The sequence below is a fragment of the Micromonospora sp. NPDC053740 genome (assembly GCF_040677775.1).
GTDB lineage: Bacteria > Actinomycetota > Actinomycetes > Mycobacteriales > Micromonosporaceae > Micromonospora > Micromonospora alfalfae.
Map to the genome: position 1 here is coordinate 139015 of NZ_JBFASO010000005.1, position 26735 is coordinate 165749.

The following is a 26735-nucleotide window of genomic DNA, read 5'->3' on the forward strand; positions in this document are numbered from 1 at the left end:
GGGGGTGGGGGTGGTCAGCGCGCCAGGGTGATGATCTCGTCGCCGGCCAGCCGCCCGGACTCGCGATCGCGTTGCAGGGCACCGGCGTCGAGAAGGTCGACGAGCGCCTGATTCGCGTCAGCGGCACGGTAGACGGTCGCGGTGAGGGTGTGCCGACGCAGCTCGGTGACCGGCCGTGGCCCACCCGCCCGCAACTCGGCCAGCAACTCGTGGGCCAGCGGTTCGAGGTCGGGATCGCCGACGACGTCGACAGTCGTGCCGGTCGGGTCGAGTGGGTCGCGGTAGCGCACGTCGAGGTCCGCGCCGATGGCCCAGAGGGCGTCACGGACCGCCTCGAGACTCCGGTCGGAGCGACTGCCGAAGGCGATCACCCCGGCGGCCTCGCCGCCGGGCAGCACCGGTGCCACCTCGGCGACCAGGGGGAAGCCGGCGGAGACGAGCATGTCTCGGGCGCTGTCGCCGGTGTGCAGCAGCAGTTCTCCGGTCCGGCCGTTGGTTGCGGCGGTGAGCAGCTTCGACGTCACCGCGCCGGGCAGGTCCACGAAGGAGAACAGCGGCGCGCCGGCCGCCCCGGCGGCCTTGACCGCGACCGGCAGCCGGTACGGCTCGCCGGGCAGCAGGTGCACGGTGACCTCGGCGGGCAGTTCCGCCTCGATCGGGCCGAGTCGGGCCGGCAGGTCGGCTGCGGCGTCGGCCAGCACCAGCACCGACACCTGCCGGCCGCGTACCTGGTCGCCGTGGGTGGCGACCAGGCGCAGCGCGGCCTCCGCGCTGCCCGCGTCGGCGCCCGCGAGGGCAATGGTGGCCCGCCGGGAGCGGTGCAGGGCCGCGGGCAGCCAGGTCGTCAACTGGCGGACCAGCAGCTCGCGGAGGAATTCAGTGGTCCGGTCGGTCGGCATCGGTCCGTTCTACCGTACGGGCGGTCAGGCCGGGACGGAGATCCCCACCCCGCCCCGGGTCTGCCCGCCGTAACGCTGCCGTTCGGCGTCCAGGTCGAGCCGACCGATCTGCTTGCGGGCAGCTAGCGCGGTGTCGTCGAGCAGGTCGGCCGGGATCAGCCAGACCACCTCGAACTCCAGACCGTCCGGGTCCTTGCCGTAGAGGCTCTTGGTCGTGCCGTGGTCGGAGGTGCCGGCCAGCGCTCCGGCCGCGGCGAGCCGCTCGGCGGTAGCGGCCAGCTCGTCGAGCGTGTCCACCTCCCAGGCGAGGTGGTAGAGGCCGACGGTGGACCGGCCGGCGGCCGACCGCCCGGCGCCCGCGCCGATCTCGAAGAGGCCGAGGTCGTGGTCGTTTGTGGAGTCGGGGGCCTGGAGGAAGGTGGCGCCCCGGAAGCCGTCCGGGGTCATCGCCACCGGGCGGAAGCCCAGCACGTCGCTGTAGAACGCGACGCTGCGGGCGAGGTCACTGACGTAGAGGACCGCGTGGTTGAGCCGATGAATACCCATGACCCGAGACTAGCGCGGTTTAGTTGAACATTCAACCATCGGGAGTATGATGGCGGTCATGACCCGCTGGTTGGACCCCGACGAGCAGCGCACGTGGCGCGCGTACCTCACCGCCTCCCGGGTGCTGATGGACACTCTCGACCGTGAGCTGCAACGCGACGCGGGCATGCCGCACGCGTACTACGAGATTTTGGTTCAGCTCTCCGAGGCCCCCGGCCGGCAACTGCGCATGAGCCAGTTGGCGCAGGCCGCGGGGTCATCCCGCAGCCGGCTCTCGCACGCCGTGGCCCGACTGGAGGCCGCCGGCTGGGTGCGCCGCGAGGACTGCCCCACCGACCGGCGCGGGCAGATCGCGGTCCTCACCGACGAGGGTTTCGCCACCCTCGCGGCCGCCGCACCCGGCCACGTCGAGGGGGTACGCCAACATCTGTTCGACGCGTTGAGCCCCGCCCAGGTCGACCAGTTGCGCCGGATCAGCGAGACCCTGGCCGAGCACCTGACCGGATCCTGACCAATCGACACCGGCGCGGGTCTTGTACTTACCGTCGTCGGATGAGCACGATGGGGCGTGTCTTCCGGCTTCGGTGAACTGACTGATCAGGCGCACCACCTCGTGTCCTCCGGCGATCTGGCCGGCGCACAGCAACTGCTGTCCGACGCGCTCACCGACGCCGACCCCCGCCCGGCCAACGCCACCCCCGAGCTGGCCGAGGCTGCCAGCCTCCAGGCGCGGGTGCTGATCGCCCTCGGCGAGCCGCACTCGGCCCGAGGGTGGGCCGCCTTCGCGTACGCGGCCACCACCCGCCTGCACGGCCGCGCCGACCCGCGCACGGTGGCCGCGGCGGCGACCCTGGCCGCGGTGCTGCACCGGGTCGGCAGCCACTCCCGGGCGGCGCGGCTCTACCAGGAAGTCATCATCGAGCTGACCGCGCAGGACGGCCCGGAGTCGCTGCGGGTGCTCGCCGCGCACGCCGACCTGGCCACCGTCGAGTACGCGCGCGGCCAGTGCACCGTGGCCCGCGACCGCCTCCAGGACGCCTGGGAGCTGCACCGCGAGGTGTACGGCGACGGGCACCCCAGCGGCATCAAGATGCTGGCGCGGCTCGGGGCGATGCAGCGCGACTGCGGGCAGTTCGCCGAGGCACATGACAACCTGGCGCTCGCCCGCGAGTTGTGTCGCCAGCACCTGCCCGGCGACGACCCGCTGGCCACCCAGGTGGCGGCCCTGGCCCGGGCGGCGGCCAGTCCCGACCACGCCTGCGCGGACAACCAGCCCACGGCTCGGGACACGCCGGTCGTGCCGGCCGCCCGCGTCCCACCGCACAGTGACGGGCCGGCCGAATCCGGCTACCACCCGCCGGCAGCCGCAACCCACCACGCCGGTGCGGTGCCGAACCCCCGGCTGCCCTCCGATGAGTCGGTCGGGTCGTCGGGCGGCAGGTGGTCGCCCGAAGCGGCGGACGAGCCGTCGCCCCACCACAGCGACCCTCCGGTGCCCCCGTCGGTGGTCGGGCTGGCCGGCGGCACGGAGGAGCAGCCCGGGGTGTACCGACTGCACCGACCCGCCGAACCGTACGGGTCGCCCGACCCGAACCCGCCGTCCGACCAGCACCAACCGTCCGACCCGTACGCCCAGCCCGACCCGTACGCCCAGCCCGAGCCGTACGCGCGGCCTGATCCGTACGGGCAGGTCGAGCCGTACACGCCGTCACGGCTGCTGCCGGTGCCCGTGCACCGCGCGCCGCCGGAGCAGCGCAACCGGCTGGTCCCGGTGCTGGTGGCCGGGGTGGTCGTGGTGCTCCTCGGCGCGGCGGCGGTGATCGCCGGGGTGGCCCGGGTCGACGGCGACGACGAACCGAACCCGCCGCCGGCCAGCGCCTCCCCCTCCGCCGGCGCGCCGGCCAGCTCCGCGCCCGCCCCGGGCGGCACGGCACCGACGTCGGCTGCCGCCGCGGCCCCACCCGGCACCCCACCCAGCGCGGTGACCCTGCGCGACACCCGGGACAGCATCGCGCTGAACTGGACCTACCCGGCCGGCGGCGAGGGCCCGGTGGTCATCGCGGGTGGGCGCACCGGCCAGACCCACAACATCTTCGCGACGCTGCCCGCCGGCACCACCAGCTTCGTCATCTACGCGCTCAACCGCACCAACGACTTCTGCTTCACCGTGGCCGTCGCCTGGTCCACCGACACCGTGGCGCGTTCCAAGCAGGTCTGCACCCGCCGCCGCTGACCCGTCCTCCACTGCCCTGGCCGCCACGCCCCGCCGGCTATGCCCCGCCCGCCACTGTCCTGCCCGGCTACGCCCCGCAGACCTCACTCAGCGTGGGCTACGCGCTGACGAACCCACCGTGACACGCCGTCACACCCGACGCCCCCGCCCATACTCCGGCTCAGGCTTTGCTCTGCTTACCTATACGCACCACTCCCGATGAGCAGCTGGAACGTCGTAACCGGCCGCCTCGACACGCGTTACGTGACGTAACTGTCGCCTCCGCTGATGCAGAGCAAAGGGTCATCGGTGGGCGGTTGGGGGGAGGTCGCCGTCACTGGCCGTCCACCTCTGCCCGTCCTCGGCCGGCAACGCTGGCAGCAGCAGGCAGACCCGTAGTCCTCGCTGCTCCGGCGCGTCGGTCAGGGTGATGCTGCCGCCCGCGCGTCGGACCAACTCCCGGACGATGGCCAGCCCCAGACCCGCGCCCCCGTCGTCGCGGGCCCGTCCGTCATCCAGCCGGGTGAACCGGTCGAAGACCCGCTCCCGGTCCGCCAACGCGATCCCCGGGCCGTCGTCGGTCACCGTCACCAGGTGGTACGCCCCGACGCCGGGCCCGACCGTGGCGACCGCCGCCGACGTCGCCTCGGCAGCGAGCACGACACTGCCGGACGCGTGGCGTACCGCGTTGTCGACCAGGTTGGCCAGCACGCGACGCAACTCCTCGACGGTGCCGATCGTCCAGAGCGGGCCGGCCGGCGGCGTCACCCGCACCGGCGGTGACGGGTAGCGGGCGGCGACCTCGGTCAGCAACGCGCCCAACTCCACCGGACCGGTCCCCCGGGCCGGCGGAGTCTCGTCCAGGCGGGCCAGCAGCAGGAGATCGTCGACCAGGCGGCTCAACCGGTCGGTGTCGGCGAGCAGGTTGGCGGTCACAGCAGTCCAGTCGGTCCGGTCGGCGAGGCGCTGGGCCACCTCCAGCTCGGTCCGGATGTTGGTCAACGGGCTGCGCAGCTCGTGCGCGGCGTCGGAGACGAAGGCCCGCTGCCGGACGCGGGCGGACTCCAGCCGGCCCAGCATGCCGTTGAGGGTGACCGCCAGGCGGTGGATCTCGTCGGCCGACGCCGGCACCGGCAGCCGGCCGGCGGCGGCCCTCCCGGTGATCTCCTCGGCGCCTCGACGTAACGCCTCGACCGGCCGCAGGGTGGCGCCCACCACCCGCCACGCCACCCCGGCCAACACCGCGACCAGCAGCGGGAACGCCACCAGCAGGATGGTCCGGACCACATGGGTGCTGTGCCGCACGTCGGCCATCGAGCGGGCGACCAGCACGGTGAGCGGGTCGGCCGCGGTGCCGGCGGGCACGGCGACCACCCGCACCGGGCCGACGAGCCCGACCCGCTCGGCCGGCACCTCCAGCCGCTGCCGACCGTCGCGGTTCAGTCGCTCCGGACGGACCATCGGCACCAGGCGATCGGCGTCGATCGAGGCCGCCCGGATCCGTCCCTGCCCGTCGATCACCTGCACGCGGACCTGTCCCCCGGCCACCGGCAGCGGGTCGGGCAGCGCGTCCTCGGCGGCGAGCAGGGCGACCGCGTCGGCGGTGCGGAACGCCTCGGTGTCGACAGTGCGCTGGAGCACGAAGCTGAGCGCGCCGAGCAGCACCACCCCGCCCAGGGCCAGCCCGATGGTGAGACCGACCACACCGATCGCCATGAGCCGCCCGCGCAGCCCGAGGACCGGTATCTGGCCGGGCCTGGCCCGACGGGTGGGTGCCGGGCCGTCGGCGGTCACGTCGCCAGCCGGTAGCCGGCGCCACGGACCGTCTCCAGCCGGTCCCGGCCGAGCTTGCGGCGCAGGTAGCCGACGTACACCTCGACGGCGTTCGGCGCGGTCTCCAGGCTGGCGTCCCAGACGTGGTCCAACAACTCGATCTTGGAGATGACCTGGCCCGGCCGGCGCATCAGGTAGTCCAGCAACGCGAACTCCCGCGCGGTCAACGCCACCTCGGCGTCCGCCCTGGTCACCCGCCGTCGGGCCGGGTCCAGCCGCAGGTCACCGACCGCCAGCACGGTCGGGCGCTCCGGCGCGCCCCGACGCAGCAGCGCCCGCAACCGGGCCAGCAGCACCACGTACGAGAAGGGTTTGGTCAGGTAGTCGTCGGCGCCGCAGTCGAGGCCGTCGGCCTGGTCGTACTCGCCGTCCTTGGCGGAGAGCATCAACACCGGCAACCAGTGCTGCTCCGCGCGCAGCCGCCGGACCAACTCGTACCCGGAGAGGCCGGGCAGCATCACGTCGAGGATCATGGCGTCGTACCCGCCGTGCCGGGCCGCGTCCAGGCCCGCCGGGCCGGTTGCCGCCACGTCCACCGCGAACCCCTCCGCCTGGAGACCGCGTTGCAGGGCAGCCGCCAACCGGGCCTCGTCCTCCACCACCAGCACCCGCACAGCTCAAGGGTGCCACCCGGGTCAATCGGCACGGTTCGGTGTCCTCAGCGCGTTCACAGCACGGACGAGGCAAGATGGCCGCAGGAGGTGCCACCATGTCCGTCCTGAGAAGCCGTCCCGTCCTTCGTTGGCTGGTTCCGGCCACCGCGGCCGTCGCCGTCATCGGCGGCGGCGCGGCGATCGGCACGTTCGCCGCCGAGGCCGAGCCGAGCCTGCCGCCCCGAACCGCCGCTCAGCTCCTGGTCGACCTGCAGACATCCCGGCTGGAGGGGTTGTCCGGGACCGTCGTGCAACGCGCCGACCTCGGCCTGCCGCCCCTCGTCGGGCTGATTCCCGGCAACGAGCTGACCACCCTGCTGACCGGCACCCACACCCTGCGGGTCTGGTATTCCGGGCCGGACCAGCAGCGGGTCGCGCTGATGGACACTCTGGGCGAGCAGGACATCATCCGCAACGGCCGGGACCTGTGGACGTGGCAGAGCCGCAGCAACACCGCCACCCACCGCACGCTGGGCGGCGACGCCGGGGCCTGGAAGCCCGCTCCCGAGCCGGCAGCGAGCCTGCCGGCCACCCCGCAGCAGGCCGCCGACCTGGCTTTGGACGCTATCGACCCGAGCACCGAGGTCAGCGTGGGCCGGTCGGCCACCGTCGCCGGCCGGGACGCGTACGAGTTGGTGCTCCAGCCGCGCGACCAGGACTCCCTGGTGCACCAGCTGCGGATCGCCATCGACGCCAAGCAGCACGTGCCGCTGCGCTTCGAGGTGCTCGCGAAGGGCAGCGACCGGCCGGCGTTCGAGGTGGCGTTCACCCAGGTCGACTACCGCCGCCCGGACGCCGACCAGTTCCGCTTCAACCCGCCGCCCGGCGTGACCGTCGACGAGGAGAAGGCCGAGCGCCCGACGGGAAAGCCGACTGGCAAGCCCGGTCACGTCGAGCCGGCGGGTGACAGGCAGGTCCGCGCGGTGGGCGACGGCTGGACGACAGTGCTGGTTGGCCGCCTCGACGGCACCGATGTCGCCGGGAAGCCCGCCCCGAAGCCGGCAGCTCCCCCGGCCGGCGCCGGGCCGGACCTGGACATGTCGAAGCTGCTCGGAGGGCTGCCGGCGGTCAGCGGCGACTGGGGCAGCGGTCGGCTCTTCAGCAGCAAACTGTTCAGCGTGCTGCTCACCGACGACGGCCGGGTGCTCGCCGGAGCGGTGACGCCGGAGCGGCTCTACCAGGCCGCGCGCGGCTGATCTCCGCAGTGTTCGCGCCGGGTCGACCTGACGGTCGGCCCGGCGTTTCGCTGTGGGTCAGGCCGAGGTCAGGAGACGCCGAGGGCGTTGAGGTACGCGTCGGCGAGGACCGCGTGGCCGGGCAGGTGCGGGTGGACCCGGTCGTCGGCCCACCGCGTCGCCGGACTCACCGCCAGCACCCTGTCGAACGCCGCCTGGTTGGGCACGTGCACCGCGTCGAAATCGGTCGCCAGCCCCGCGACGACCGCCGCGTACCGGTCGGTGTCGGCGCGTTGCGGGACGCTCCGGTCGGCCTCGATGAAGAACGGGTCACCGAGGATCAGGCGGCAGCCGGTGGCGTCGACCGCCCGACGGAGCAGGTCGCGCAGGGTGCGCTCGTACTCCTCGATGCCGACCGCCTCATCCGGCCGGTCACCGTAGTGCCGCCAGATGTCGTTGATGCCGATCAGCACCGCGAGCCAGTCGGGGCGCTCGGCGATGGCGTCGTCCTCCCAGCGGGCGGCCAGGTCCCGCACCGTGTCGCCGCCCACACCCCGGTTGACCCACTCCAGCTCCAACTCCGGGTGCCGGGCGTCGACCAGGGCACGCACGAGACTCACATATCCGCTGCCGTAGGGCGCCGCGACGTCGCGTCGACCACAATCGGTGATGCTGTCCCCGATGAAGACCACCCGTTGGCCGGTCCGCAGGATCATCCGCCGTCACCTCGCGATCACCGGCGCGCCGGACCGCCCGGCTTGGTGAGAACCGGCGGAACGCGCTATCTTCAACAGTTCGAAGGCACAAAAAAGAACGGCTTAAAGCCGTTCCTGCAAAGGATTCTAATCTTTAGGGAGACGGCTTGTCAAGGCACTCCGGCGGTTCCGGCGAATTGCCGCTCGACGACGAGATCGGTCGCGAGCAGGAGTACGTCTCGATGCTCTACAACCGGCTGGACGAGCTGCGTGAGCAGGCCGCCCACCGGCTCACCGCCGAGCTGCACAACACCGGCGGCACCCTCCAGGATCGCTCGCAGCGCGACAGCTCGGTAGCGATGTACGCCGATCAGGTCGAACAGTTCTCCGCAGTGGAGAACGGGCTCTGCTTCGGCCGTCTCGACGGCGACGACGACTCCCGCCGCTACATCGGCCGGATCGGCATCTTCGACACCAGTGGTGACTACGACCCGCTGCTGATGGACTGGCGGGCACCCGCCGCCCGCCCGTTCTACCTCGCCACCGCCGCCAACCCGCAGGGCGTACGCCGTCGCCGGCACCTGCGTACCCGGCAGCGCAAGGTGACCGGGCTCAACGACGAGGTGCTCGACATCGACACCGCCTCCCCCGGCGCCCACGAGGAGCTGACCGGTGAGGCGTCGCTGCTCGCCGCGCTGAACGCGGGCCGTACCGGCCGGATGCGCGACATCGTCGAGACCATCCAGGCCGAACAGGACGAGGTCATCCGCGCGGAGCTGCCGGGCGTGATGGTGGTCCAGGGCGGCCCCGGCACCGGCAAGACCGCTGTCGCGCTGCACCGGGCGGCGTACCTGCTCTACACGCACCGCCGGGAACTCTCCAGCCGTGGCGTGCTGCTGGTCGGCCCGAACGCGACCTTCCTGCGCTACATCTCCCAGGTGCTGCCGACGCTGGCCGAGACCGGCGTGCTGCTGCGTACCCAGGGTGATCTCTTTCCCGGGGTGAGGGCCCAACGGACCGAGCCGGCCGAGACCGCGGCGCTCAAGGGCCGGGAGGTGCTGGCCGAGGTGTTGGCGCTGGCCGTACGGGACCGGCAGTGGGTGCCGGACGAGCCGCTGGAGATCGAGGTCGAGCGGGAGACGCTGACCCTCGACCCGGAGATCGTGCGCGCGGCCCGGGATCGGGTCCGTCGCGCCGACCGACCGCACAACCTGGCCCGCGCGCTGTTCGACGTGGAGATCGTGCACGCACTCGCCGACCAGGTGGCCGAACGGATCGGCGCCGACCCGCTCGGCGGGGACAACCTCCTCGACGAGGCGGACCGCGCCGAGATCCGCCGCGAGCTGCGCGAGGAGACGGAGATCCAGGCCGCCCTGGACCGGCTGTGGCCGGTGCTCACCCCGCAGCGGCTGCTCGCCGACCTGTACGCCGACAGGGACCGGATCGCCGCCGCCGCGCCGATGCTCAGCGAGGACGAGCGGGCGCTGCTGCACCGTGAGCGCGGCGGTTGGACGCCGGCCGACGTCCCGCTGCTGGACGAGGCCGCCGAACTGCTCGGCGAGGACGAACGCGCCGCCGCCGCCCGGCGGGACCGCATCCGGATGATGGAACGGGAGTACGCCGAGGGCGTGCTGGAGATCGCCAGGGGTTCCCGCTCGATCGACGTCGAGGACGAGGCCGAGGGCGGTGAGATCCTGGGCGTGACCGACCTGATCGACGCGGATCGACTGTTGGAGCGGCAGGAGGAGGCCGACCGGCTGACCACCGCGCAGCGGGCCGCCGCCGACCGCACCTGGGCGTTCGGCCACGTGATCGTGGACGAGGCGCAGGAGCTCTCGCCGATGGCCTGGCGACTGCTGATGCGCCGCTGCCCGAGCCGGTCGATGACGATCGTCGGAGATGTGGCACAGACCGGCGCGCTGAGCGGTACGCCGTCGTGGGCGGACGCCCTCGCCCCGTACGTCGAGCAGCGGTGGCGGCTCACCGAACTGACGGTCAGCTACCGCACTCCCGCCGAGATCATGGCGGTCGCCGCCGACGTACTGGCCGAGATCGACCCGGCACTGCGGCCGCCGCGCTCGGTGCGGGAGAGCGGCGTACCGCCGTGGGACCGGACGGTCCCCGCCGGCCGGTTGGCGGCGGAGTTGGTCGCCGAGGCCACCCGGGAGGCGTCCGGGCTGACCGAGGGGCGGCTCGGGGTCCTCGTGCCGGCCGGCCGGGTGGGTGAGTTGGGCGCGGCGGTGACCGCCGCCCTGCCGGAGGCCGCCGTCGGCGAGCATCCGGAGTTGGAGAGCCGGGTGGTGGTCTTGACAGTCGCGCAGGCCAAGGGGTTGGAGTTCGACTCGGTGCTGGTGGTCGATCCGGACCGGATGGTGGCCGAGTCTCCCCGTGGGCGCAGCGACCTGTACGTGGCCCTGACCCGCGCCACCCAACGCCTGGGCGTCCTCCGCCCGGCGAGCTGACCACGAGGCTCACCGCCCCGACCGAGCTGTCACGCGGTCGGGGCGGCGGGTGGGTTAGTCGTTTGATTTGTCCCTGATGGACTTTGCTGGGCCGGTCGCCGACGTGGACTGGTCGCTGGTGCCACCGCCCATCGGGGTGCTCAGGCCGCCGGTGGTGGCATCACCGGTGGTGGTCGGCGCTACCTTGCCCGGGTGTCGCTCCGGCTGTCGGGCCACCCGGCGTACGTTCGCCGGCCCGGCGGTGCCACCGGTGGTCGTCACCGCGCCCTGCCCGCCGACAGGGCCACCGTCGCGCAGCACCTGTGGGTCGATCCGCTCCTTGGCCGGATCGAAGGGGTCGTCGCGCTGGATCTGACTCTCCACATCGGTGCGTGGCACAGTCACCTCGTCGAGGGCGCCCTTGCCGTACACGCCACCGGCGATCCGGTCCTCGGCCTCGCGGGCGGCGTCCTGCCGCATGTCGTCCTCACGCACGTCCATCACCTCGCAGAAGCTGTGGAACTGACTGGGTGCCCGACCACCGGCCGACCAAACCCGGCGTGACCGGGAGGTCGTCCACGGCGGTTCACCGTCACGCCGCCCGCTGGCCGCCTGCCCGCAGCCCGAGATGTCCATGCTGTCCCGCGACCGGTGGGAGATGCCCGCCGGCAGGAGGGGATGACAGCGTGCGCACAGTACGCCGTACCGCCGTCGCGGCCCTGGTGGCCGCGACGGTGACGACCGGGCTCGCGGTGCCCGCTCAGGCGAAGCCACGACCGGACCGGACATTCGACGTGCAGGCCCACCGGGGCGGCCTCGGGCTGCGGGTGGAGAACACCCTCGCCTCCTTCGGTAACGCCCTCCAACTCGGGGTGAGCACCCTCGAACTGGACGTGCAGATCACCGAGGACGGTCAGGCCGTCGTCACCCACGACCGGAAGGTCACCGGCACCAAGTGCGTCGATACCGCTGCGGTGACGCCCGGCGACCCGGAGTTTCCGTACGTCGGGAAGTACATCAACACGCTCAGCCTGGCCCAGGTGCGCTCGCTGGACTGCGGTTCGAAGACACTGTCGGACAAGCCCGGCCAACTCGCCGTCCCCGGTGCCCGGATGCCGCTGCTGCGTGAGGTCTTCGCGCTGGTCAACCGCTACCAGGCCAAGGACGTGAAGCTCAACGTCGAAACCAAGGTCGAGGCTGGCGCACCGACCGAGACCGCTCCCCGCGAGCACTTCGTCAAGGTGACCGCCGCCGAGATCCGCGCCGCCGGGCTGCTCAAGCAGGTCACCATCCAGAGCTTCGACTGGGGCGCGCTGATGCGCATGCGTCAGGTCGAGCCGAAGCTGCCGCTGGTCGCCCTGACCAACTACGACTTCCTCCAGACCGGTCAGCCGGGTGCGTCGCCGTGGCTGGGCGGGCTCGACATCGACGACTTCGGCGGCGACCCGATCAAGGCGATCCGTAGCTTCGGCGCCAGCGCCTTCTCGCCGGTGCACGGGTCCCCGCAGAACGGGACTGTCACCGACCCGGGTTACAAGCCGTACGTCACGAAGGAGATGGTCGCCCAGGCGCACCGCTACGGGATCAAGGTGATCCCGTGGACGGTCGACGACGTGCCGACCATGAGCAAGCTGATCGACGACGGCGTGGACGGCATGATCACCGACTACCCGGACCGGTTGCGCGGCGTGCTGGCGCAGCGTGGTTACCGGCTGCCGAAGGCGTACGCCGCGCCGTTCGACATCCAGGCACACCGGGGCGGTCGGGCCACCCGACCGGAGAACACACTGCCGGCGTTCGCGAACGCGCTGTCCAACCGGGCCATCTCCACCCTTGAGCTGGACACCAACGTGACGGCCGACGGCAAGCTCGTGGTGCTGCACGACCGGACCGTCAACGGGTCGCACTGCGTCGACACCGCCCCGGTGCGCAAGGGGGACCGGAAGTTCCCGTACGTGGGCAAGCCGGTGCACGAGTTGACCCTGGCGCAGCTCAAGACCGTCGACTGCGGCACGAAGACGCTGCCCGAACTGCCCGCCCAGGTGCCCGCGCCCGGTGCCCGGATCCCGACCCTGGACGAGGTCTTCGCCCTGGTGAAGGCGAGTGGCCGCACCGACATCGGAATGAACATCGAAACGAAGATCAGTCCGGTGGTGAACGACACCGAGCCGTACCGCAGCTTCACCCGCAAGCTCGTCGACGCGATCCAGCGGGCCGGCTTCACCAGCACTGCCACCATCCAGTCGTTCGACTGGCGCACCATCACGTACGCCAAGCAGCTCGACCGCCGCATCGGCACTGTCGGCCTGGTCTGGCAGTACGGTCCCGCCGAGTGCGTCACCCTCGCGGACGAGTGCTCGCTGGAGGCGGTCTACGGCAACCCGTCGGTGAAGAGCCCCTGGACCGGTGGGCTGGACTGGTGGAAGTACCAGGACCTCGGCAAGCTGACCCGGGCCGCGGGGGCTGGCACGGTTTCCGCCAACTGGCAGGTGCACGACCCGAAGCAGGGCACTGTCGCCTCGACCGACTGGTACCTGCGGGAGAACCCGGCATACTTTCACGGACCGGACGTTCGGACCCTGCAGACGCGCGACAACCTGAAGGTGATCCCGTACACCGTGGATGACGCGACGGTCATGCAGCGGGTCATCGACCTGGGCGTCGACGGCATCATCACCGACGACCCGGACCTTCTGGTGAGCGTGGCCAGGCGCAACGGCCTGCGCTGACCTGTCGACATCCGATCGCCGGCCGGATTTTCCCGGCCGGCGATCGGTGTTACCTGCTCCGGGGTCTCGGGTAGTCGGGGGTTGTCCCCGCCACGAAAGCGAACCGTGCCGTGGCCGAAACGCGGTAGCGGGGCGAGGGAATGCAGGTACGACTCATCGCATCCTGAGGAGGACCAGATGAGCACGCAGGCTGCTTCCACCCGGCCGATGAACCGGCCCATGAACGACCCGCAGAATCCCGCGTCGATGCGGGACATGCAGACCCAGCAGATGCCGTCCATGCGGGACGGGCACCGAGACCCGATGCCGTCGCCGGGCACGGAGACCAAGCAGGCGTTCCTGACGACGGAATTCTGGGTCTACGCCGCTGCGGTCGCGCTCGTGGTGATCGCCGCGTTCTGGAAGGGCACCACCGCCAACGGGCTGAACATCAACAACCCGAACCAGGCGTGGCTGTTCCTGACCATTCTGACCGGTGGTTACCTGGTCAGCCGTGGTCTGTCGAAGGCCGGCTCCGCGCGCCGGTCCGGCAAGGAACGCAACAAGCACTGACGCGTCACGCGTAGGACAGTGGCCTCCGGGAGGACTCCCGGAGGCCACTGTCGTCGCTTGTGGATCAGTTACTCGTCGCCACCGAAGTCGCCGAAGTCGCCCTCGAACGCGTCCTCGATCACCTCGCCGGCGATCATGCCGCCGGCGACGCCGAGCGCCGCTCCGGCCACCATGCCGCCCATGCCGTGCCCGCGGCTGTGCCCGTGACCGTGGCTGGGGCCGTACTGGGAGCGCAGGCTGCCGTAACGGGACGTGGTCTCGCGCAGCCAGCCGTCGACGACCTGCGCCCAGTCGACGCGGTCAGCGTCGGTGTGCGCCACCTGGTAGCGACCGAACGCGTCGTGCCCGGCGCTGAGGAACCCGCCGCGCTTGTCGCACTCCAGGATGACCTCCACACCGCGCTGGCTGGTCACGAAGGTCAGCTCGACCTCCCGGATCGTGCTCGCGTACTGCGGGGAGGCGAAGAACTCGATCTCCTGGTAGAACGGCAGCGTCTGCTGCACGCCCCGGATGTGACCACGCTCCAGGTCGGCGTGCTTGAACCGGAAGCCGAGCCGCTGGAACGCCTCCAGGATCCGCTCGTGCACCGGCAGCGGGTGCACCGCCACCTGGTCCAGGTCGCTCTTGTCGACCGCGCGGGCGATCGCCAACTCGGTGCGCAGACCCATCGTCATGCCGTGCAGGCGCTGGCCGTACACGTCGGTGATCGGGGTCTCCCACGGCACCGGCAGCTGGAATGGGATCGAGAGCTGCTGCTTCGGGGCGAGCACGAGCGACCCGCTGACCGCCATGCGGTGGAACTCCATCGTGCCCGCGTACTCGGTGTCGTGTCCCTCGACCTCGACCCGGGTGACAAGGCCGATCACCACCTGCTCGATGGCTGCCTCAGCGTCGCCACCAACGAGGTTGACCTGCCCGTCGAGGGTCAGACCGGGCCGGGTGTTGGGGTTGGTCAGCACGGTGTCCACGCTGGGACCGCCCACACCGAACGCGCTCAACATCTTCTTGAAGACCATCGGAACTCCTGTGCGACGCCGACCGCTCCAGGCTGGAGTCGGACGTTGACTCGAACGGCACCCTATCCAGCAGCCCTGTGAGGTGGCTGTGAAGCGCCACGTCGGCCGCCCGATGTCGGCCTCCACGTTCACAGTCAGCGGCGAGCCAATGTCTGTCGGCGAGCCTTTGGAGCTGATGTCGCAAACGAATCAGGCGTCCGGGCCTCCGCTGCGCAGCACCCTTGGACCGGCGACCGATCAGATCGTCGACGGCGACGCGGGCCGCCGGGCGCAGTTCGGCCGAGCTTCCGCGCCGCAGCGTGCGGGAAGGTGACACCAGCAGCGGTGATCAACTCGCATCCATTGAAGTCGGGGTATCCGGATCGCGGCAACACCCCGACTTCCAGGAACCCGAGTCGATCACGCATCAGGGCGCGAACTCGCCGCCCTTCACCCCGTCGACGAACGCCATCCAGCCGCCTGCCGGGTAGACGAGGGTCGCCGCCGCGCGATCCTTGCTGTCGCGCACCGCCACCCGGCCGGAACCGTCCAGGACGGGCCCCGCCTCCACGCAGCTACCGCCGTTGCTGTTGCTCCGGGTGCTGACATGCCAGGCCACCGCAGGCAAGGCTTCACTCATGGCAGTTCCTCCTTGATCTCCGCGATCAGCTCGGCCGCCTCGCGCCGATCCAACGCGACATCACGAAGCCGATCGTACGCAAGCGCGTAGCGCTTCGACGTTGGAGATTCCATGAAACGTCGCCCGCCCAGTGTCTCGGCATAGGCGACCTCCGGGTACGGCTTGGGCATCCCGAAGAGTACGAACGAGCCATCGAGACCGGCGTGCAGCCCCACCCTTGATGGCAGCACTCGGACATCGATGTTCGGCTGCCCGATCAGGTCAGCCAGGTGGTGGAGTTGGCCGCGCATCACGGCAGGGCCACCGACAGGCCGGCGCAGCACGCTCTCGTCGATAATCGCCGCCACCCGGACGGTCGGGTCCCGTGCCAGCACACGTTGACGGTCAATCCTGAGTTGTAGCCACTTGCCGACGGAAAAATCTGTCGCACCCTCCCCCTCCGCGTTACGGATCACCGCCTCCGCGTAAGCCGGCGTCTGCATGAGCCCCGGCATGAGGAAGGCATCCCACGAGTAGATGCGTTCGGCCCTGCTCTCCAGCCAGGGGAAATCGATGAATGAGGCGTCAACCAACTCGTCATAGTCGTCGTCTCACCGATCCGTTCGCCAAGCATCCTCGGCGAGCTGGATGAAACGGTTCCGCTCGCGCCCGTCGTGCTCGCCGTAGAGATCGAGCAGCGACACGACAACCCCGCGCCGGAATGGCCACTCCGCGCGCTCCCAGCGGGCGATGGACGAAAAGTCGCGCTCCAGGAACTCGGCGGCCTGCTTCAGAGTGATGCCGCGTTGCTCCCGTAGCTGCCGCATCTGCTGACCGAGCCACTGGGCACGCAACGTCTGCACGAACGATTCACGCCTGGCGGGCATGGTGCCCCTCTCCTCGCGGACCCTCACGACGAATTTTGTTGGTGTCGTTGCACCAATACCGAGGCCACTGGAAACGTGGCCTTCGGGTGAGGTGATCGCCGGCCCCCGGGGACGCCCGGTGCAAACACGGCAACCGCGGCTGTGCCAACAGCCGAGAAGGTGACGAGAGATGGCCTCGCGAGTGGCAGGCGCATACCGGCTCTCGTCGGGTCTCAACTAGAGCGTCGGGATGTGCGAATCCCGGCTCCGAACCGACTTGAACGAATAACTACCACGGCAAAGGGCGCCTTCGCGACCCTGACCCGCCCATCGATCGACGACGCGTGAGGTGATGAATGACCCGAGGCACTCTCTACGACGGCACGCTCCACGGCGGCGCTCGGCTGGCGCGGCTGCACCCGAGCCAGGTCCGCGACCGGCAGTTCACCGTCGTCGGTTTCGGCCGGCGAGGCCTGGATCCCCGGGAGGTACGGCGGTTCCTGCACCGCGTCGCGTTCGACCTGGCGACGCTGCACCACGATGTGGCTCGGCTCAGCGAGGAGAACGCCCGGGTGAAGCGTGCGCTGCGCGATTGGCAGAGCGCCTGGTCCGAGCGGCGTCAGCCGTGAGCCCGGGATGGGAGCACCAGTACAGCGGGCTTTTCACGCCGTTGCCGCGGTTCGCCGTCGAGGCGTACACGGAGAGACCTCGATATGTGATCCACCTGCCGGTGGCGGTCACCAACCTGGCCGAGGCGCTGGACCTGGCGCGGACGCTCGCCCGTTCCCTGGCCTCCACGCCGCAGGTCGACCTCGGCGCCACCACCGTCTCGGCCGAGGACGCGCAGCACGTACGACATTGGGTTTTCTGCGACCGGATCATGCCCGATCGCCGCCGATGTGCGCGGGAGGCCGACCACGCCGGTGCCTGCCTACCCAACGACGGTCCATAGATCGATCTACAGTCTGGCGATGAAGACGGGGAGACGGGCACGTCCAGCCGGGCTCGCTGCGGTGGCGGGGCTGCTACTGGTGGTGCTCGGATGCGACACGGCTGTTGCGGACGAGACGCGTGGCTGCCAGGAGCAACGGCAGGCCGACGAGGCAAAGGTCCGGGTCAGCCGCTGGGAGTCGCCGGAAGAGCTTCCGTTCGTCGGTGAGTATTCGGAGATCCATTGGCAGGCGCGCGCGTTGGGCAATCCGTGCTCACGGGCGCCGGGCCCGACGGACTGGGAGTACCAGGGCGTCATCGTCCTGCGTCCGGAGGATGCGCACAGGTTGGCCGAGCAGTTCGCATTCGTTCCGTTCGCCTCCATCGACCCGGCTGAGCTGCTCCACTCGCATACGCCGACGGACGTGCGACCGGACCTCGTGCCGTTCCTCCCGACCAAGCCCCGTTGGCTGCACAGTGAGATCTACAACGAGGCAGCGCCGTCGACACGTTGGCGAGTGGTGTTCCTGGACCTGGAGCATCGAACGCTCCTGTTCATGCTGAACGACCACTAGCGGCTGGACTCGGCCGGCACGCTCCGCGCCGACCTCGGTGCCCGACCGTCGTGGTGATCAGCCAGGCGAGCGCGGCCAGCAGCGCCACGAGGCCGGCGGGGACCAGACCCCACGGCAGGGCACGCGGCGACAACGTCCATGCCTGCCGGGTGTCGGCGAGTACGCGTGGCTGTCGAGCCGAGGCCGGGACCGCCACCTCCCACTCGTACGCACTGTTGGGCTCGTCGTCGATGACCTTCCAGGACTCCTTGACGTCGACGCCGTGGATCGGCCCCTGCCGCCCGCGTCCGCCACGGGTCCAGTTGCCGACGCACCGGCTGTGCATGGCCTCCAGCCGATCGTGGGTCACATAGCAGTGATCGACCGTCGCCCGGGTCTGGTCGGCGGGCCACGAGCCGGCCGACCACGTCAGCATCCCGAGGAGGCCCAGGCCCACGACGACGATCGCAGCCCATCGCACCTTGACCGCGGTCATGGCCGTGTTCCTCTCACTCAGGCGCATGGACCGCGCCGCTAATCGGGTTCCACGATCACCAGTTCGCCTACCTGTTCCCCGATCGTGGTGCGTGCCTCCGTCGGCAGCCCACGGTCGGTGATCAGCACGTCGGCGGCCTCCAGCGGGGCGATGGTGGCGATGCCGATCGTCTCCCACTTGGTGTGGTCGGCGAGCACCACGAGCCGGCGGGCCGCGCCGATGAGGCAGCGGTTGACGCCGGCCTCCAGCAGGTTGGGTGTGGTGAAACCGGTGCGTGGGCTGAGGCCGTGCACACCGAGGAACAGCAGGTCGACGTTGAGCGCGCTGATCGCCGCCTCGGCCACCGGCCCGGTCAACGCGTCCGACGGGGTGCGGATGCCACCGGTCAACACGACTGTCTGGTCGGCGCGCGGGTTCTGGTAGAGCGCGTCGGCCACCGGGATCGAGTTGGTCACCACTGTCAGCCCGCGTACGTCGGAGAGCAGCGTGGCCAGCGCGGCGGTGGTGGTGCCGGCGGACAGCGCGATGGCCATCCCCGGCTCCACCATCGTCGCCGCCCGCTCGGCGATGGCCCGCTTCTCCGCCTGTTGCCGGATCGACTTGGCGGCGAAGCCGGGTTCCTCGGCCGAGCCGGGCCCGGCGAGGGTAGCGCCGCCGTGCACCTTGTCGACCAGTCCGCGTTCGGCCAACACCTCCAGGTCACGCCGGATCGTCATGTCTGACACGCCGAACCGACTGACCAGGTGACTCACCCGCACCCCGCCGCGTTGGCGGATCAGATCGAGGATGGCGGTCTGCCGCTGCTGGGCGAGCATGTGGGGAACCTCCTTCGCGCAGTGACTGTCGTCAGAATCAGGTCCGATCCTCACGGACCACCGCCACCTCACCAGCCGGCAGTGACAGCTCACCGGCGCAGAGTCCGCCGGTCAACAGCTCGACGCCGTGCACCGGCAGGCGTACCTCGGTGTCGGTGTGGTTGATCGCGAACAGCCAGGTCCGGTCGCCGTCGCGGCGGCGGACCACCTCCACCCCGGACGGCGCCGACACCGCCGGGCGGACGCCGGCCTCGGCGAGCAGCCGGGCCACCAGCCGGTCGGTGGCCGGCTCGTCCAGCCGGGTGCCGACATACCAGGCCGCGCCGTCGCCCACCCGGTGCCGGGTCAGCGCCGGCACGCCCGGCAGGGGCCCATCGGTGTACGAGGCGAGCACCTCGGCGCCGTCGGGGTGCACCCACTCGGTCCACACGTCGGCGGTACCGCCGTCGTCGAGGTGGACCTGCTCGCCCTCGCGCAGCGGGAAGAACTCCTCGGTCCGGACGCCGAGCAACTCCCGGAACGCGCCCGGGTAGCCGCCCAACCGGATGTGGTCGTTGGCGTCGACAATGCCGCTGAAGTAGGTGACGGCCACCGTGCCGCCGGACTCGACGTACCTCTGCAGCGCGTCGACGTCGGCGTCCCGGACCAGGTAGAGGGTCGGCACCAGCACCAGCCGGTAGCCGCTGAGGTCGGTAGACGGGTGGACGATGTCGGCGGTCACGCCGGCCCGCCAGAGCGAGCCGTACAGCGCGTTCAGCCGGTCGGCGTAGGTGACGTCGACGCTGGGGTGCGAGTCCAGCTCGACGCCCCACCACGCCTCCCAGTCGAACAGGATCGCCACGTCGGCGTCCACCCGGCTACCGCGCACCTCCGCGAGGGCCTTGAGGTCCGCGCCGAGCTGGCAGACCTCGCGGAACACCTTGGTGTCCGGCCCGGCGTGCGGCACCAGCGCGGAGTGGAACTTCTCCGCACCGGACCGGGACGCACGCCACTGGAAGAACAGCACTCCGTCGGCGCCCCGGGCGACGTGCGCCAGACTGTTGCGGCGCAGTTGCCCAGGCAGTTTGGCCACGTTGCGCGGCTGCCATTGGACGGCGCTGGTGGAGTGCTCCATCAGCAGCCACGGATCGCCGCCGGCGACGCCCCGGGTGTGATCGGCGGCGAGCGACAGACCGAGGTGCGCCTGCGGGTCGGCCGCGGTCAGGTAGTGGTCGTTGGACACCAGGTCCACATCGTCGGCCCAGGACTGGTAGTCCATGTGCTTGACGCCCATGCCGATCATGAAGTTGGTGGTGATCGGCTGGCGGACCAGCGTCTTCAGGACCTCGCGTTCGGCGCGCAGTTGGGCGCGCAGCTCGTCTGAGGAGAAGCGCAGGAAGTCGAGCTGCTGCGTGGGGTTGGCGAAGGTCAGCGCGGTACGGGGTGGGTTGATCTCGGCCCAGTCGCCGTAGCGCTGACTCCAGAACGCGGTGCCCCAGGCGTCGTTGAGCCGGTCCAGGTCGCCGTAGCGCTCCCGCAGCCAACCGCGGAACGCCTCGGCGCTGACGTCGCAGTAGCAATGCGCGTTGTGGCAGCCCAGCTCGTTGGAGACGTGCCACATGACCACGGCAGGGTGCTCGGCGTACCGGCCGGCGACCGCGCGTACCAGCTCCAGCGATCGCTCGCGAAACATCGGTGAGCTGGGGCAGTACGCCTGCCGTCCCCCGGGCCAGAGGATCGCGCCGTCGGCCCGGCGGGGCAGCGTCTCCGGGTGCGCGTGGGCCAACCACGGCGGTGGACTGGCCGTGGCGGTGGCCAGGTCAACCTGGATGCCGGAGTCGTGCAGCAGGTCCAGCACCCGGTCCAGCCAGCCGAACTCGAACCGCCCCCGGGTGGGCTCCAGCAGCGCCCAGGAGAAGACGCCGACGGAGACCAGGTTGACCCCGGCCTGGCGCATCAGGTCGACGTCCTCGGACCAGGTTTCCTCGGGCCACTGCTCGGGGTTGTAGTCGCCGCCGAAATGGATGCTGTCACCCTGCCATCGCCGCATGACAGCTGAGGGTGCACCCGCTGACCTACGGAAGTCAACAGGTTCCAACATCGAGCTTCTTTCCAACGTTTACCAGGTAACGGCCGTGTCACGACTGGGTTATCAGAGGCGAACAGCCCTCTTGACAGCGCCCGACTGCAGGGTAGCTTGAGGCCCCAATGGCCGTTCGTGTTCGCCAATGTGGATTCTCGGTGGATCTCAATGTGCGATCACGACGCCGGACCTGCCTTCACCACACTGACGGCCCTTGGGCGTAGCTCCTTCTCATCCGCAGGAGGCACAGATGTCCCGTCCCCAATCCCAAGCCGAGTACCTGGCTCGGCTCGTACCGCCCTCAGTCGCCGGCATCAACCGACGATCGCTGCTGGCCGGCGCGGCCGGCACCGGCGCGCTGCTCGGCACCGGCCTGCTCGCCGGCTGCGGCGACGACTCCGGCTCCGGCGGGTCCAGCACTGACGTGTCGCTCGGCTCGAACCAGTCCGACCCGAAGCCGAAAGACGTCCTGGTCAAGATCACCGACGGCTTCAAGACCTCATCCGGGGTGCAGGTAGCTGTCAATACGGTCGACCACAACACGTTCCAGGAGAACATCAACAATTACCTACAGGGCAAGCCGGACGACGTGTTCACCTGGTTCGCCGGCTACCGGATGCGCTTCTTCGCGCAGAAGGGCCTGGCCAGTGACATCAGCGACGTGTGGGGCAAGCTCTCCGGCTACTCCGACGCCTTCAAGAAGGCATCCACCGGCGACGACGGCAAACAGTACTTCGTACCGGGGACGTACTACCCGTGGGCGGTCTTCTACCGCAAGTCGGTGTGGCAGCAACGCGGCTACCAGGTGCCCACCACCCTGGACCAGTTCACCGCGCTCGGCGCGCAGATGAAGAGGGACGGCCTCATCCCCATCGCCTTCGCCGACAAGGACGGCTGGCCGGCGATGGGCACCTTCGACATCCTCAACCTGCGCATCAACGGCTACCAGTTCCACATCGACCTGATGGCCGGCAAGGAAGCCTGGACCTCCGACAAGGTCAAGAAGGTCTTCGACACCTGGGCCGGCCTGCTCCCCCTGCACCAGCCGGACAGCCTCGGCCGCACCTGGCAGGAGGCCGCGCAGTCGTTGCAGCAGAAGAAGAGCGGCATGTACCTGCTCGGCCTCTTCGTCGGTCAGCAGTTCAGCAACGACGAGCAGGACGATCTCGACTTCTTCACCTTCCCCGAGATCGACCCGGCCATCGGCGCGAAAGCGCTGGACGCCCCGATCGACGGCTACATGATGGCCCGCAAGCCCAAGAACGAGGACAACGCGCGCAAGCTGCTGGAGTACTTCGGTGGCAAGGCCGCCGCGGACATCAACCTGAAGAACGACCCGGCCGTCCTCGTCGCCAACAGCGGCGCGGACGTCGGCGGCTACACCGCGCTGCAGAAGAAGGCAGCCGAACTGGTCGGGTCGGCCACCGAGATCGCCCAGTTCCTCGACCGGGACACCCGGCCGGACTTCGCCTCGACAGTGATCATCCCGGCGCTCCAGCAGTTCATCAAGAACCCCAAGGACATCGGCGGGCTCACCTCGTCCATCGAGAACCAGAAAAAGTCGATCTTCACTGACTGACGGCGGAAGGGGGAGGACATCGTGTCCGACCTGCCCCTGATCCAAGCGGATCGCGCCGTGCCGCCGCCGGCCGCGACCACCTCCACTGGTGGTCGTCGCCGGCGGCTACGGCTCCTGTCCCGCACCGACCGCGTGGTCATCACGCTGATGGTGCTCGTCCCGCTGCTGCTCGTCACCGGGTTCGTCTGGTTGCCGGCGGCAGCAACAGTGCTGCTCTCCGGCACCAACTGGGACGGCATCGGCCCCCTCAACGAAATTGAGTTCGTCGGCGCACGCAACTACAGCGACGTGGTGAACATCTACCCGCCGTTCGTACCGGCGATCCAACACAACCTGCTCTGGCTGGCAGCGCTCTTCGTGGTCGCCACCCCGTTCGGCATGTTCCTGGCCGTGCTGTTGGACAAGGAACTGCGCGGCAGCCGCTTCTACCAGACAGCGCTCTACCTGCCGGTGGTGCTCTCGCTGGCGCTGATCGGCTTCGTCTGGCAACTGCTCTACTCCCGGGACCAGGGGCTGATCAACGCCGTCTTCGGCAGCACCATCGACTGGTACGGCGACTCGAACGTCAACATCTGGGCGGTCATGGTCGCCTCCGGGTGGCGGCACGTCGGGTACATCATGCTGCTCTACCTCGCCGGCCTGAAGGGCGTCGATCCGTCCCTGCGTGAGGCAGCGGCGGTCGACGGCGCGTCGGAGAGCCGGACGTTCTTCCGGGTCGTGTTCCCGGTCATGCGGCCCATCAACATCATCGTGCTGGTGGTGACAGTGATCGAGTCGCTGCGCGCGTTCGACCTGGTCTGGGTGGTCAACAAGGGCCGCAACGGGCTGGAGCTGATCTCCGCGCTGGTCACCCAGAACGTGGTCGGTGAGGCCAGCCGGATCGGCTTCGGCTCGGCACTGGCAACGATCATGCTGGTCGTCTCGCTGGTCTTCATCACCATCTACCTGGCGACCGTGATGAGGGAGAACCGGGAATGAGCACCGCGACAATCACCCGGCGTACGGAGGACGGGCCCGACGCGCCGCCGCGCCGCCGCAAACTGACCCCGCTGCGGATGCTGCTGCACGGCTTCCTCATCGTCGTCTCGCTGGCCTGGCTCTTCCCGATCGCCTGGGCGGTGCTGACCTCGCTGCGCTCGTACGACTACACCGCCGCGAACGGCTACGTCTCCTTCGGCGGCTGGACCTTCGACAACTACGTCACCGCCTGGCGGACGGCGGAGTTCGGGCAGCACTTCCTCAACTCGGTGTACATCACAGTGCCGGCGGTGCTGCTCACCCTCTTCCTCGCCTCCTGCGTGGCGTTCGTCATCGCCCGGTTCAGTTGGAAGCTCAACCTCGTCCTGCTCGGGATCTTCACCGCGGCCAACCTGCTGCCCCAGCAGGCGCTGCTCATCCCGCTGTTCCGGCTGTTCACCGAGGTGCCGCTGCCGGAGTTCATGAGCGACTCGGAGCTGCTCTACGACAGCTACTGGGGCCTGATCCTGATCAACGTGGCCTTCCAGTGCGGCTTCTGCGTCTTCGTACTCAGCAACTACATGAAGGCGCTGCCCCGTGACCTGTACGAGGCGGCGATGGTCGACGGGGCGAGCATCTGGCGACAGTACTGGCAGGTCACCATGCCGCTGTGCCGGCCGGCCCTGGCCGCGCTGGCGACGCTGGAGGTGACCTGGATCTACAACGAGTTCTTCTGGGCCACGGTCCTCATGCGTACCGGCGACAAGTTCCCGGTGACCAGCTCACTCAACAACCTGCGCGGTGAGTTCTTCACCGACAACAACCTGGTCTCGGCGGGCAGCGTGCTCGTCGCGATCCCCACCCTGGTGATCTTCTTTATGCTCCAGCGGCACTTCGTTCGGGGCCTGACCTTGGGAGCCTCCAAAGGATGACGATCCTGCACCTGCGCCGCGCGCGGACCAGCCTGGTGCTCGACGCGCGCGGCCCGGGGCTGCCCCGGATCGTGCACTGGGGCGGCGACGTCGGCGACCTCGACGACGACGGCCTGCGTCAGCTCAGCGACGCGACAGTACCGCCGGTGGTGCCGAGCAGCTTCGACGAGCCGACAATGCTGTCAGTGCTGCCCGAGGCGAGCGCCGGCTGGAGCGGCCGACCCGGTCTGGCCGGGCACCGCGACGGACGAGACTGGTCCACCTCCTTCCGCCTCGACGGGGTGGACGTGCGCGACGGCGTGCCCGGTGCCGCGCTGGTGACAGTGCGGGCGTCGGACCCGGCCGCCGGGCTGACTCTGACCATCGAGATCACGCTCGACCCGCACGGCCTGCTGACCGCGCGGCACCGGCTGCGCAACGACGGCGACAGCGCGTACGAGCTGCGGGAACTGACACCGCTGTTGCCGGTGCCGGCGGTCGCCACCGAACTGCTCGACCTGACCGGCCGGTGGTGCCGGGAACGGTCCCCGCAGCGGCACCCGTGGCAGCACGGCACCTGGGTCCGCGAGGGCCGACACGGCCGTACCGGGCACGACGCCACCCTGCTGCTGGTGGCCGGCACCACCGGGTTCGGCTTCGGCCACGGCGAGGTCTGGGCGGTGCACACCGCCTGGAGTGGCAACCACGTCACGTTCGCCGAACGTCTACCGACCGGCGAGTCCACACTCGGCGGCGGCGAACTGCTGGCCCCCGGCGAGGTCCGGCTCGTCCCCGGCGAGTCGTACGACACTCCACTGCTCTACGCGGTCTGGTCCGACGCCGGGTTGGACGGGCTCAGCGACGTGCTGCACACCCACCTCCGGGCCCGCCCCGGGCACCCGCGCTCCCCCCGCCCGGTCACCCTCAACGTCTGGGAGGCGGTCTACTTCGACCACGACCTGGACCGGCTGCGGGCGCTCGCCGACCGGGCCGCGCAGATCGGCGTGGAGCGGTTCGTGCTCGACGACGGCTGGTTCCGCGGCCGGCGCGACGACACCGCCGGGCTCGGCGACTGGTACGTCGACGAGGGCGTCTGGCCGGACGGCCTGCAACCGCTGATCGAGCACGTCACCGGCCAGGGCCTCCAGTTCGGCCTCTGGGTCGAGCCGGAGATGGTCAACCCCGACTCGGACCTGTTCCGCGCGCACCCCGACTGGGTGCTCGCAGTGCCGGGGCGGCTACCGCCGGCCTGGCGTCACCAGCAGGTGCTCGACCTGGGCCGCCCCGAGGCGTACGACCATGTGCTGGAACGTCTCGACACGCTGCTCACCGACCACCCCGGAATCCGGTACCTCAAGTGGGACCAGAACCGGGACCTCACCGAGGCCGGGCATCATGGCCGCCCTGGGGTGCACGGGCAGACCCTGGCGGTCTACCGGCTCTTCGACGAGTTGCGCAGTCGGCACCCGGATGTGGAGATCGAGAGCTGCTCGTCCGGCGGAGCCCGGGTGGACCTGGCCATCCTGGCGCGTACCGACCGGGTCTGGGCCAGCGACTGCAACGACGCCCTGGAACGGCTCAGCATCCAACGCTGGACGGGGCTGCTGCTGCCACCGGAGCTGATCGGCACCCACGTCGGCCCGGAACGCTCGCACACCACGAACCGCGTACACGACCTGGGTTTCCGGGCGGCGACAGCGCTCTTCGGCCACCACGGCATCGAGTGGGACATCACCTCGATCAGCGCCGCCGAGCAGACCGAGCTGGCCGCCTGGGTGGCGCTGCACAAGCGGCTGCGCCCGCTGCTGCACGCTGGTCGGGTGGTCCGGGTCGATCACCCGGACCCGGCCGTCTGGGCGCACGGCGTTGTCGATCACGACAACACCCGGGCGGTGTACGCGGTGGCCCGGCTGACCACCTCTGTGACGCGGGTGCCCGGCGCGGTGCGGCTGCCCGGCCTCGACCCGGGCCGGCGGTACCGGGTGCGACAGGTGTCGGGCGTAGCGGCCCCGGCGAACATCGACCTGTCCCCGCCCACTTGGCTGGCGGGTGGTCTCACCCTCAGCGGGGCGGCGCTGGCCCGGGTGGGTGTGCAGCTACCCGCCCTGCACCCGGAGCAGAGCCTGGTGCTGGAGGTCGACGCCGTCGACTGACAAAATTCTGGAGAATCTTCGGCCGGGGTGTCGAGAACGACGGGGCCTGCTTCTACCTCACTG

At 70.3% G+C, this 26735-nt stretch carries 24 protein-coding genes and 1 pseudogene; 13 read left to right on the top strand and 12 right to left on the bottom strand.

Features of this window, described 5'->3' with window-relative positions; genetic code table 11:
• Window positions 1-14 precede the first annotated feature (14 nt).
• Together AB0K35_RS15795 and AB0K35_RS15800 are read right to left on the bottom strand one after the other, a co-directional pair.
• Window positions 15-899: a hypothetical protein gene (locus tag AB0K35_RS15795; protein WP_363885868.1), complete on the bottom strand. Its 885-nt coding sequence runs from the start codon at window positions 897-899 to the stop codon at window positions 15-17.
• A 24-nt stretch (window positions 900-923) separates the two neighbouring features.
• Window positions 924-1445: a VOC family protein gene (locus AB0K35_RS15800; RefSeq protein WP_238671508.1), complete on the bottom strand. Its 522-nt coding sequence runs from the start codon at window positions 1443-1445 to the stop codon at window positions 924-926.
• A gap of 49 nt (window positions 1446-1494) precedes the next feature.
• On the opposite strand from AB0K35_RS15800, the gene AB0K35_RS15805 reads away from it, so the two are divergent.
• Together AB0K35_RS15805 and AB0K35_RS15810 are read left to right on the top strand one after the other, a co-directional pair.
• The gene (locus tag AB0K35_RS15805) at window positions 1495-1956 is read left to right on the top strand and encodes a MarR family transcriptional regulator (protein ID WP_238671509.1); all 462 of its coding nucleotides are present in this window, start codon (window positions 1495-1497) and stop codon (window positions 1954-1956) included.
• A 57-nt stretch (window positions 1957-2013) separates the two neighbouring features.
• Window positions 2014-3678, top strand: a complete 1665-nt coding sequence (locus AB0K35_RS15810; RefSeq protein ID WP_363885870.1) for a tetratricopeptide repeat protein — start codon at window positions 2014-2016, stop codon at window positions 3676-3678.
• Between the two features lie 282 nt (window positions 3679-3960).
• Here AB0K35_RS15810 and AB0K35_RS15815 read toward each other — a convergent pair whose 3' ends face one another.
• Window positions 3961-5373 (bottom strand): ATP-binding protein, encoded by a 1413-nt coding sequence (locus AB0K35_RS15815; protein WP_238671528.1) that lies wholly within the window; start codon window positions 5371-5373, stop codon window positions 3961-3963.
• Window positions 5374-5447: 74 nt separating this feature from the next.
• Window positions 5448-6104, bottom strand: a complete 657-nt coding sequence (locus AB0K35_RS15820) for a response regulator transcription factor (protein WP_124816037.1) — start codon at window positions 6102-6104, stop codon at window positions 5448-5450.
• Between the two features lie 95 nt (window positions 6105-6199).
• Between AB0K35_RS15820 and AB0K35_RS15825 the strand changes: the two genes are divergently transcribed.
• Window positions 6200-7339: a sigma-E factor regulatory protein RseB domain-containing protein gene (locus AB0K35_RS15825; protein WP_238671511.1), complete on the top strand. Its 1140-nt coding sequence runs from the start codon at window positions 6200-6202 to the stop codon at window positions 7337-7339.
• A 68-nt stretch (window positions 7340-7407) separates the two neighbouring features.
• On the opposite strand, the gene AB0K35_RS15830 is transcribed toward AB0K35_RS15825, so the two are convergent.
• Window positions 7408-8034: an SGNH/GDSL hydrolase family protein gene (locus AB0K35_RS15830; protein WP_363885873.1), complete on the bottom strand. Its 627-nt coding sequence runs from the start codon at window positions 8032-8034 to the stop codon at window positions 7408-7410.
• A gap of 146 nt (window positions 8035-8180) precedes the next feature.
• Between AB0K35_RS15830 and AB0K35_RS15835 the strand changes: the two genes are divergently transcribed.
• Complete coding sequence (locus AB0K35_RS15835) at window positions 8181-10475, top strand: ATP-binding domain-containing protein (protein ID WP_363885875.1); 2295 nt, start codon at window positions 8181-8183, stop codon at window positions 10473-10475.
• A gap of 54 nt (window positions 10476-10529) precedes the next feature.
• Here AB0K35_RS15835 and AB0K35_RS15840 read toward each other — a convergent pair whose 3' ends face one another.
• The gene (locus AB0K35_RS15840; RefSeq protein ID WP_363885877.1) at window positions 10530-10949 is read right to left on the bottom strand and encodes a hypothetical protein; all 420 of its coding nucleotides are present in this window, start codon (window positions 10947-10949) and stop codon (window positions 10530-10532) included.
• A 191-nt stretch (window positions 10950-11140) separates the two neighbouring features.
• Here AB0K35_RS15840 and AB0K35_RS15845 point away from each other — a divergent pair, with 191 nt between their 5' ends.
• Window positions 11141-13183: a glycerophosphodiester phosphodiesterase family protein gene (locus AB0K35_RS15845; RefSeq protein ID WP_363885879.1), complete on the top strand. Its 2043-nt coding sequence runs from the start codon at window positions 11141-11143 to the stop codon at window positions 13181-13183.
• A gap of 177 nt (window positions 13184-13360) precedes the next feature.
• Window positions 13361-13735: a hypothetical protein gene (locus AB0K35_RS15850; protein ID WP_357286889.1), complete on the top strand. Its 375-nt coding sequence runs from the start codon at window positions 13361-13363 to the stop codon at window positions 13733-13735.
• A 68-nt stretch (window positions 13736-13803) separates the two neighbouring features.
• On the opposite strand, the gene AB0K35_RS15855 is transcribed toward AB0K35_RS15850, so the two are convergent.
• The 3 genes and pseudogenes from AB0K35_RS15855 to AB0K35_RS15865 all read right to left on the bottom strand — a co-directional run bounded on the left by AB0K35_RS15855 (window position 13804) and on the right by AB0K35_RS15865 (window position 16236).
• Window positions 13804-14751, bottom strand: coding sequence for a sporulation protein (locus tag AB0K35_RS15855; protein WP_363885881.1), 948 nt, complete (start codon window positions 14749-14751; stop codon window positions 13804-13806).
• 406 nt (window positions 14752-15157) lie between these two features.
• Window positions 15158-15370, bottom strand: coding sequence for a DUF397 domain-containing protein (locus AB0K35_RS15860; RefSeq protein ID WP_357365347.1), 213 nt, complete (start codon window positions 15368-15370; stop codon window positions 15158-15160).
• A pseudogene (locus tag AB0K35_RS15865) lies at window positions 15367-16236 on the bottom strand (helix-turn-helix transcriptional regulator). The gene AB0K35_RS15860 and the pseudogene AB0K35_RS15865 overlap by 4 nt, the downstream one beginning before the upstream one ends.
• A gap of 335 nt (window positions 16237-16571) precedes the next feature.
• Here AB0K35_RS15865 and AB0K35_RS15870 point away from each other — a divergent pair.
• From AB0K35_RS15870 to AB0K35_RS15880, 3 genes are all read left to right on the top strand, one after another.
• Window positions 16572-16844 carry a DivIVA domain-containing protein gene (locus tag AB0K35_RS15870; RefSeq protein WP_363885882.1) on the top strand — a complete coding sequence of 91 codons (273 nt, stop codon included), beginning with the start codon at window positions 16572-16574 and terminating at the stop codon, window positions 16842-16844.
• 86 nt (window positions 16845-16930) lie between these two features.
• Window positions 16931-17167 (top strand): hypothetical protein, encoded by a 237-nt coding sequence (locus tag AB0K35_RS15875; RefSeq protein WP_363886141.1) that lies wholly within the window; start codon window positions 16931-16933, stop codon window positions 17165-17167.
• A 19-nt stretch (window positions 17168-17186) separates the two neighbouring features.
• Window positions 17187-17720 (top strand): hypothetical protein, encoded by a 534-nt coding sequence (locus tag AB0K35_RS15880; RefSeq protein ID WP_238671519.1) that lies wholly within the window; start codon window positions 17187-17189, stop codon window positions 17718-17720.
• Here AB0K35_RS15880 and AB0K35_RS15885 read toward each other — a convergent pair.
• Genes AB0K35_RS15885 through AB0K35_RS15895 form a run of 3 tightly spaced genes read right to left on the bottom strand, consistent with a single transcriptional unit; the run spans window position 17701 to window position 21039 of the window.
• Window positions 17701-18195 carry a hypothetical protein gene (locus AB0K35_RS15885; protein WP_363885884.1) on the bottom strand — a complete coding sequence of 165 codons (495 nt, stop codon included), beginning with the start codon at window positions 18193-18195 and terminating at the stop codon, window positions 17701-17703. The genes AB0K35_RS15880 and AB0K35_RS15885 overlap by 20 nt on opposite strands.
• Before the next feature lie 38 nt (window positions 18196-18233).
• Window positions 18234-19010 carry a DeoR/GlpR family DNA-binding transcription regulator gene (locus tag AB0K35_RS15890; RefSeq protein ID WP_112675483.1) on the bottom strand — a complete coding sequence of 259 codons (777 nt, stop codon included), beginning with the start codon at window positions 19008-19010 and terminating at the stop codon, window positions 18234-18236.
• Window positions 19011-19047: 37 nt separating this feature from the next.
• Window positions 19048-21039, bottom strand: a complete 1992-nt coding sequence (locus AB0K35_RS15895) for a beta-galactosidase (RefSeq protein ID WP_363885886.1) — start codon at window positions 21037-21039, stop codon at window positions 19048-19050.
• 283 nt (window positions 21040-21322) lie between these two features.
• On the opposite strand from AB0K35_RS15895, the gene AB0K35_RS15900 reads away from it, so the two are divergent.
• Genes AB0K35_RS15900 through AB0K35_RS15915 form a run of 4 tightly spaced genes read left to right on the top strand, consistent with a single transcriptional unit; the run spans window position 21323 to window position 26672 of the window.
• On the top strand, window positions 21323-22651 hold the full coding sequence (locus AB0K35_RS15900) for an ABC transporter substrate-binding protein (RefSeq protein WP_238671522.1): 1329 nt from the start codon (window positions 21323-21325) through the stop codon (window positions 22649-22651).
• A gap of 21 nt (window positions 22652-22672) precedes the next feature.
• On the top strand, window positions 22673-23629 hold the full coding sequence (locus AB0K35_RS15905) for a sugar ABC transporter permease (RefSeq protein WP_238671523.1): 957 nt from the start codon (window positions 22673-22675) through the stop codon (window positions 23627-23629).
• On the top strand, window positions 23626-24540 hold the full coding sequence (locus tag AB0K35_RS15910; protein WP_363885888.1) for a carbohydrate ABC transporter permease: 915 nt from the start codon (window positions 23626-23628) through the stop codon (window positions 24538-24540). Before AB0K35_RS15905 ends, AB0K35_RS15910 begins: the two co-directional genes overlap by 4 nt.
• Window positions 24537-26672 carry an alpha-galactosidase gene (locus AB0K35_RS15915; protein WP_363885890.1) on the top strand — a complete coding sequence of 712 codons (2136 nt, stop codon included), beginning with the start codon at window positions 24537-24539 and terminating at the stop codon, window positions 26670-26672. Before AB0K35_RS15910 ends, AB0K35_RS15915 begins: the two co-directional genes overlap by 4 nt.
• Window positions 26673-26735: the final 63 nt, after the last annotated feature.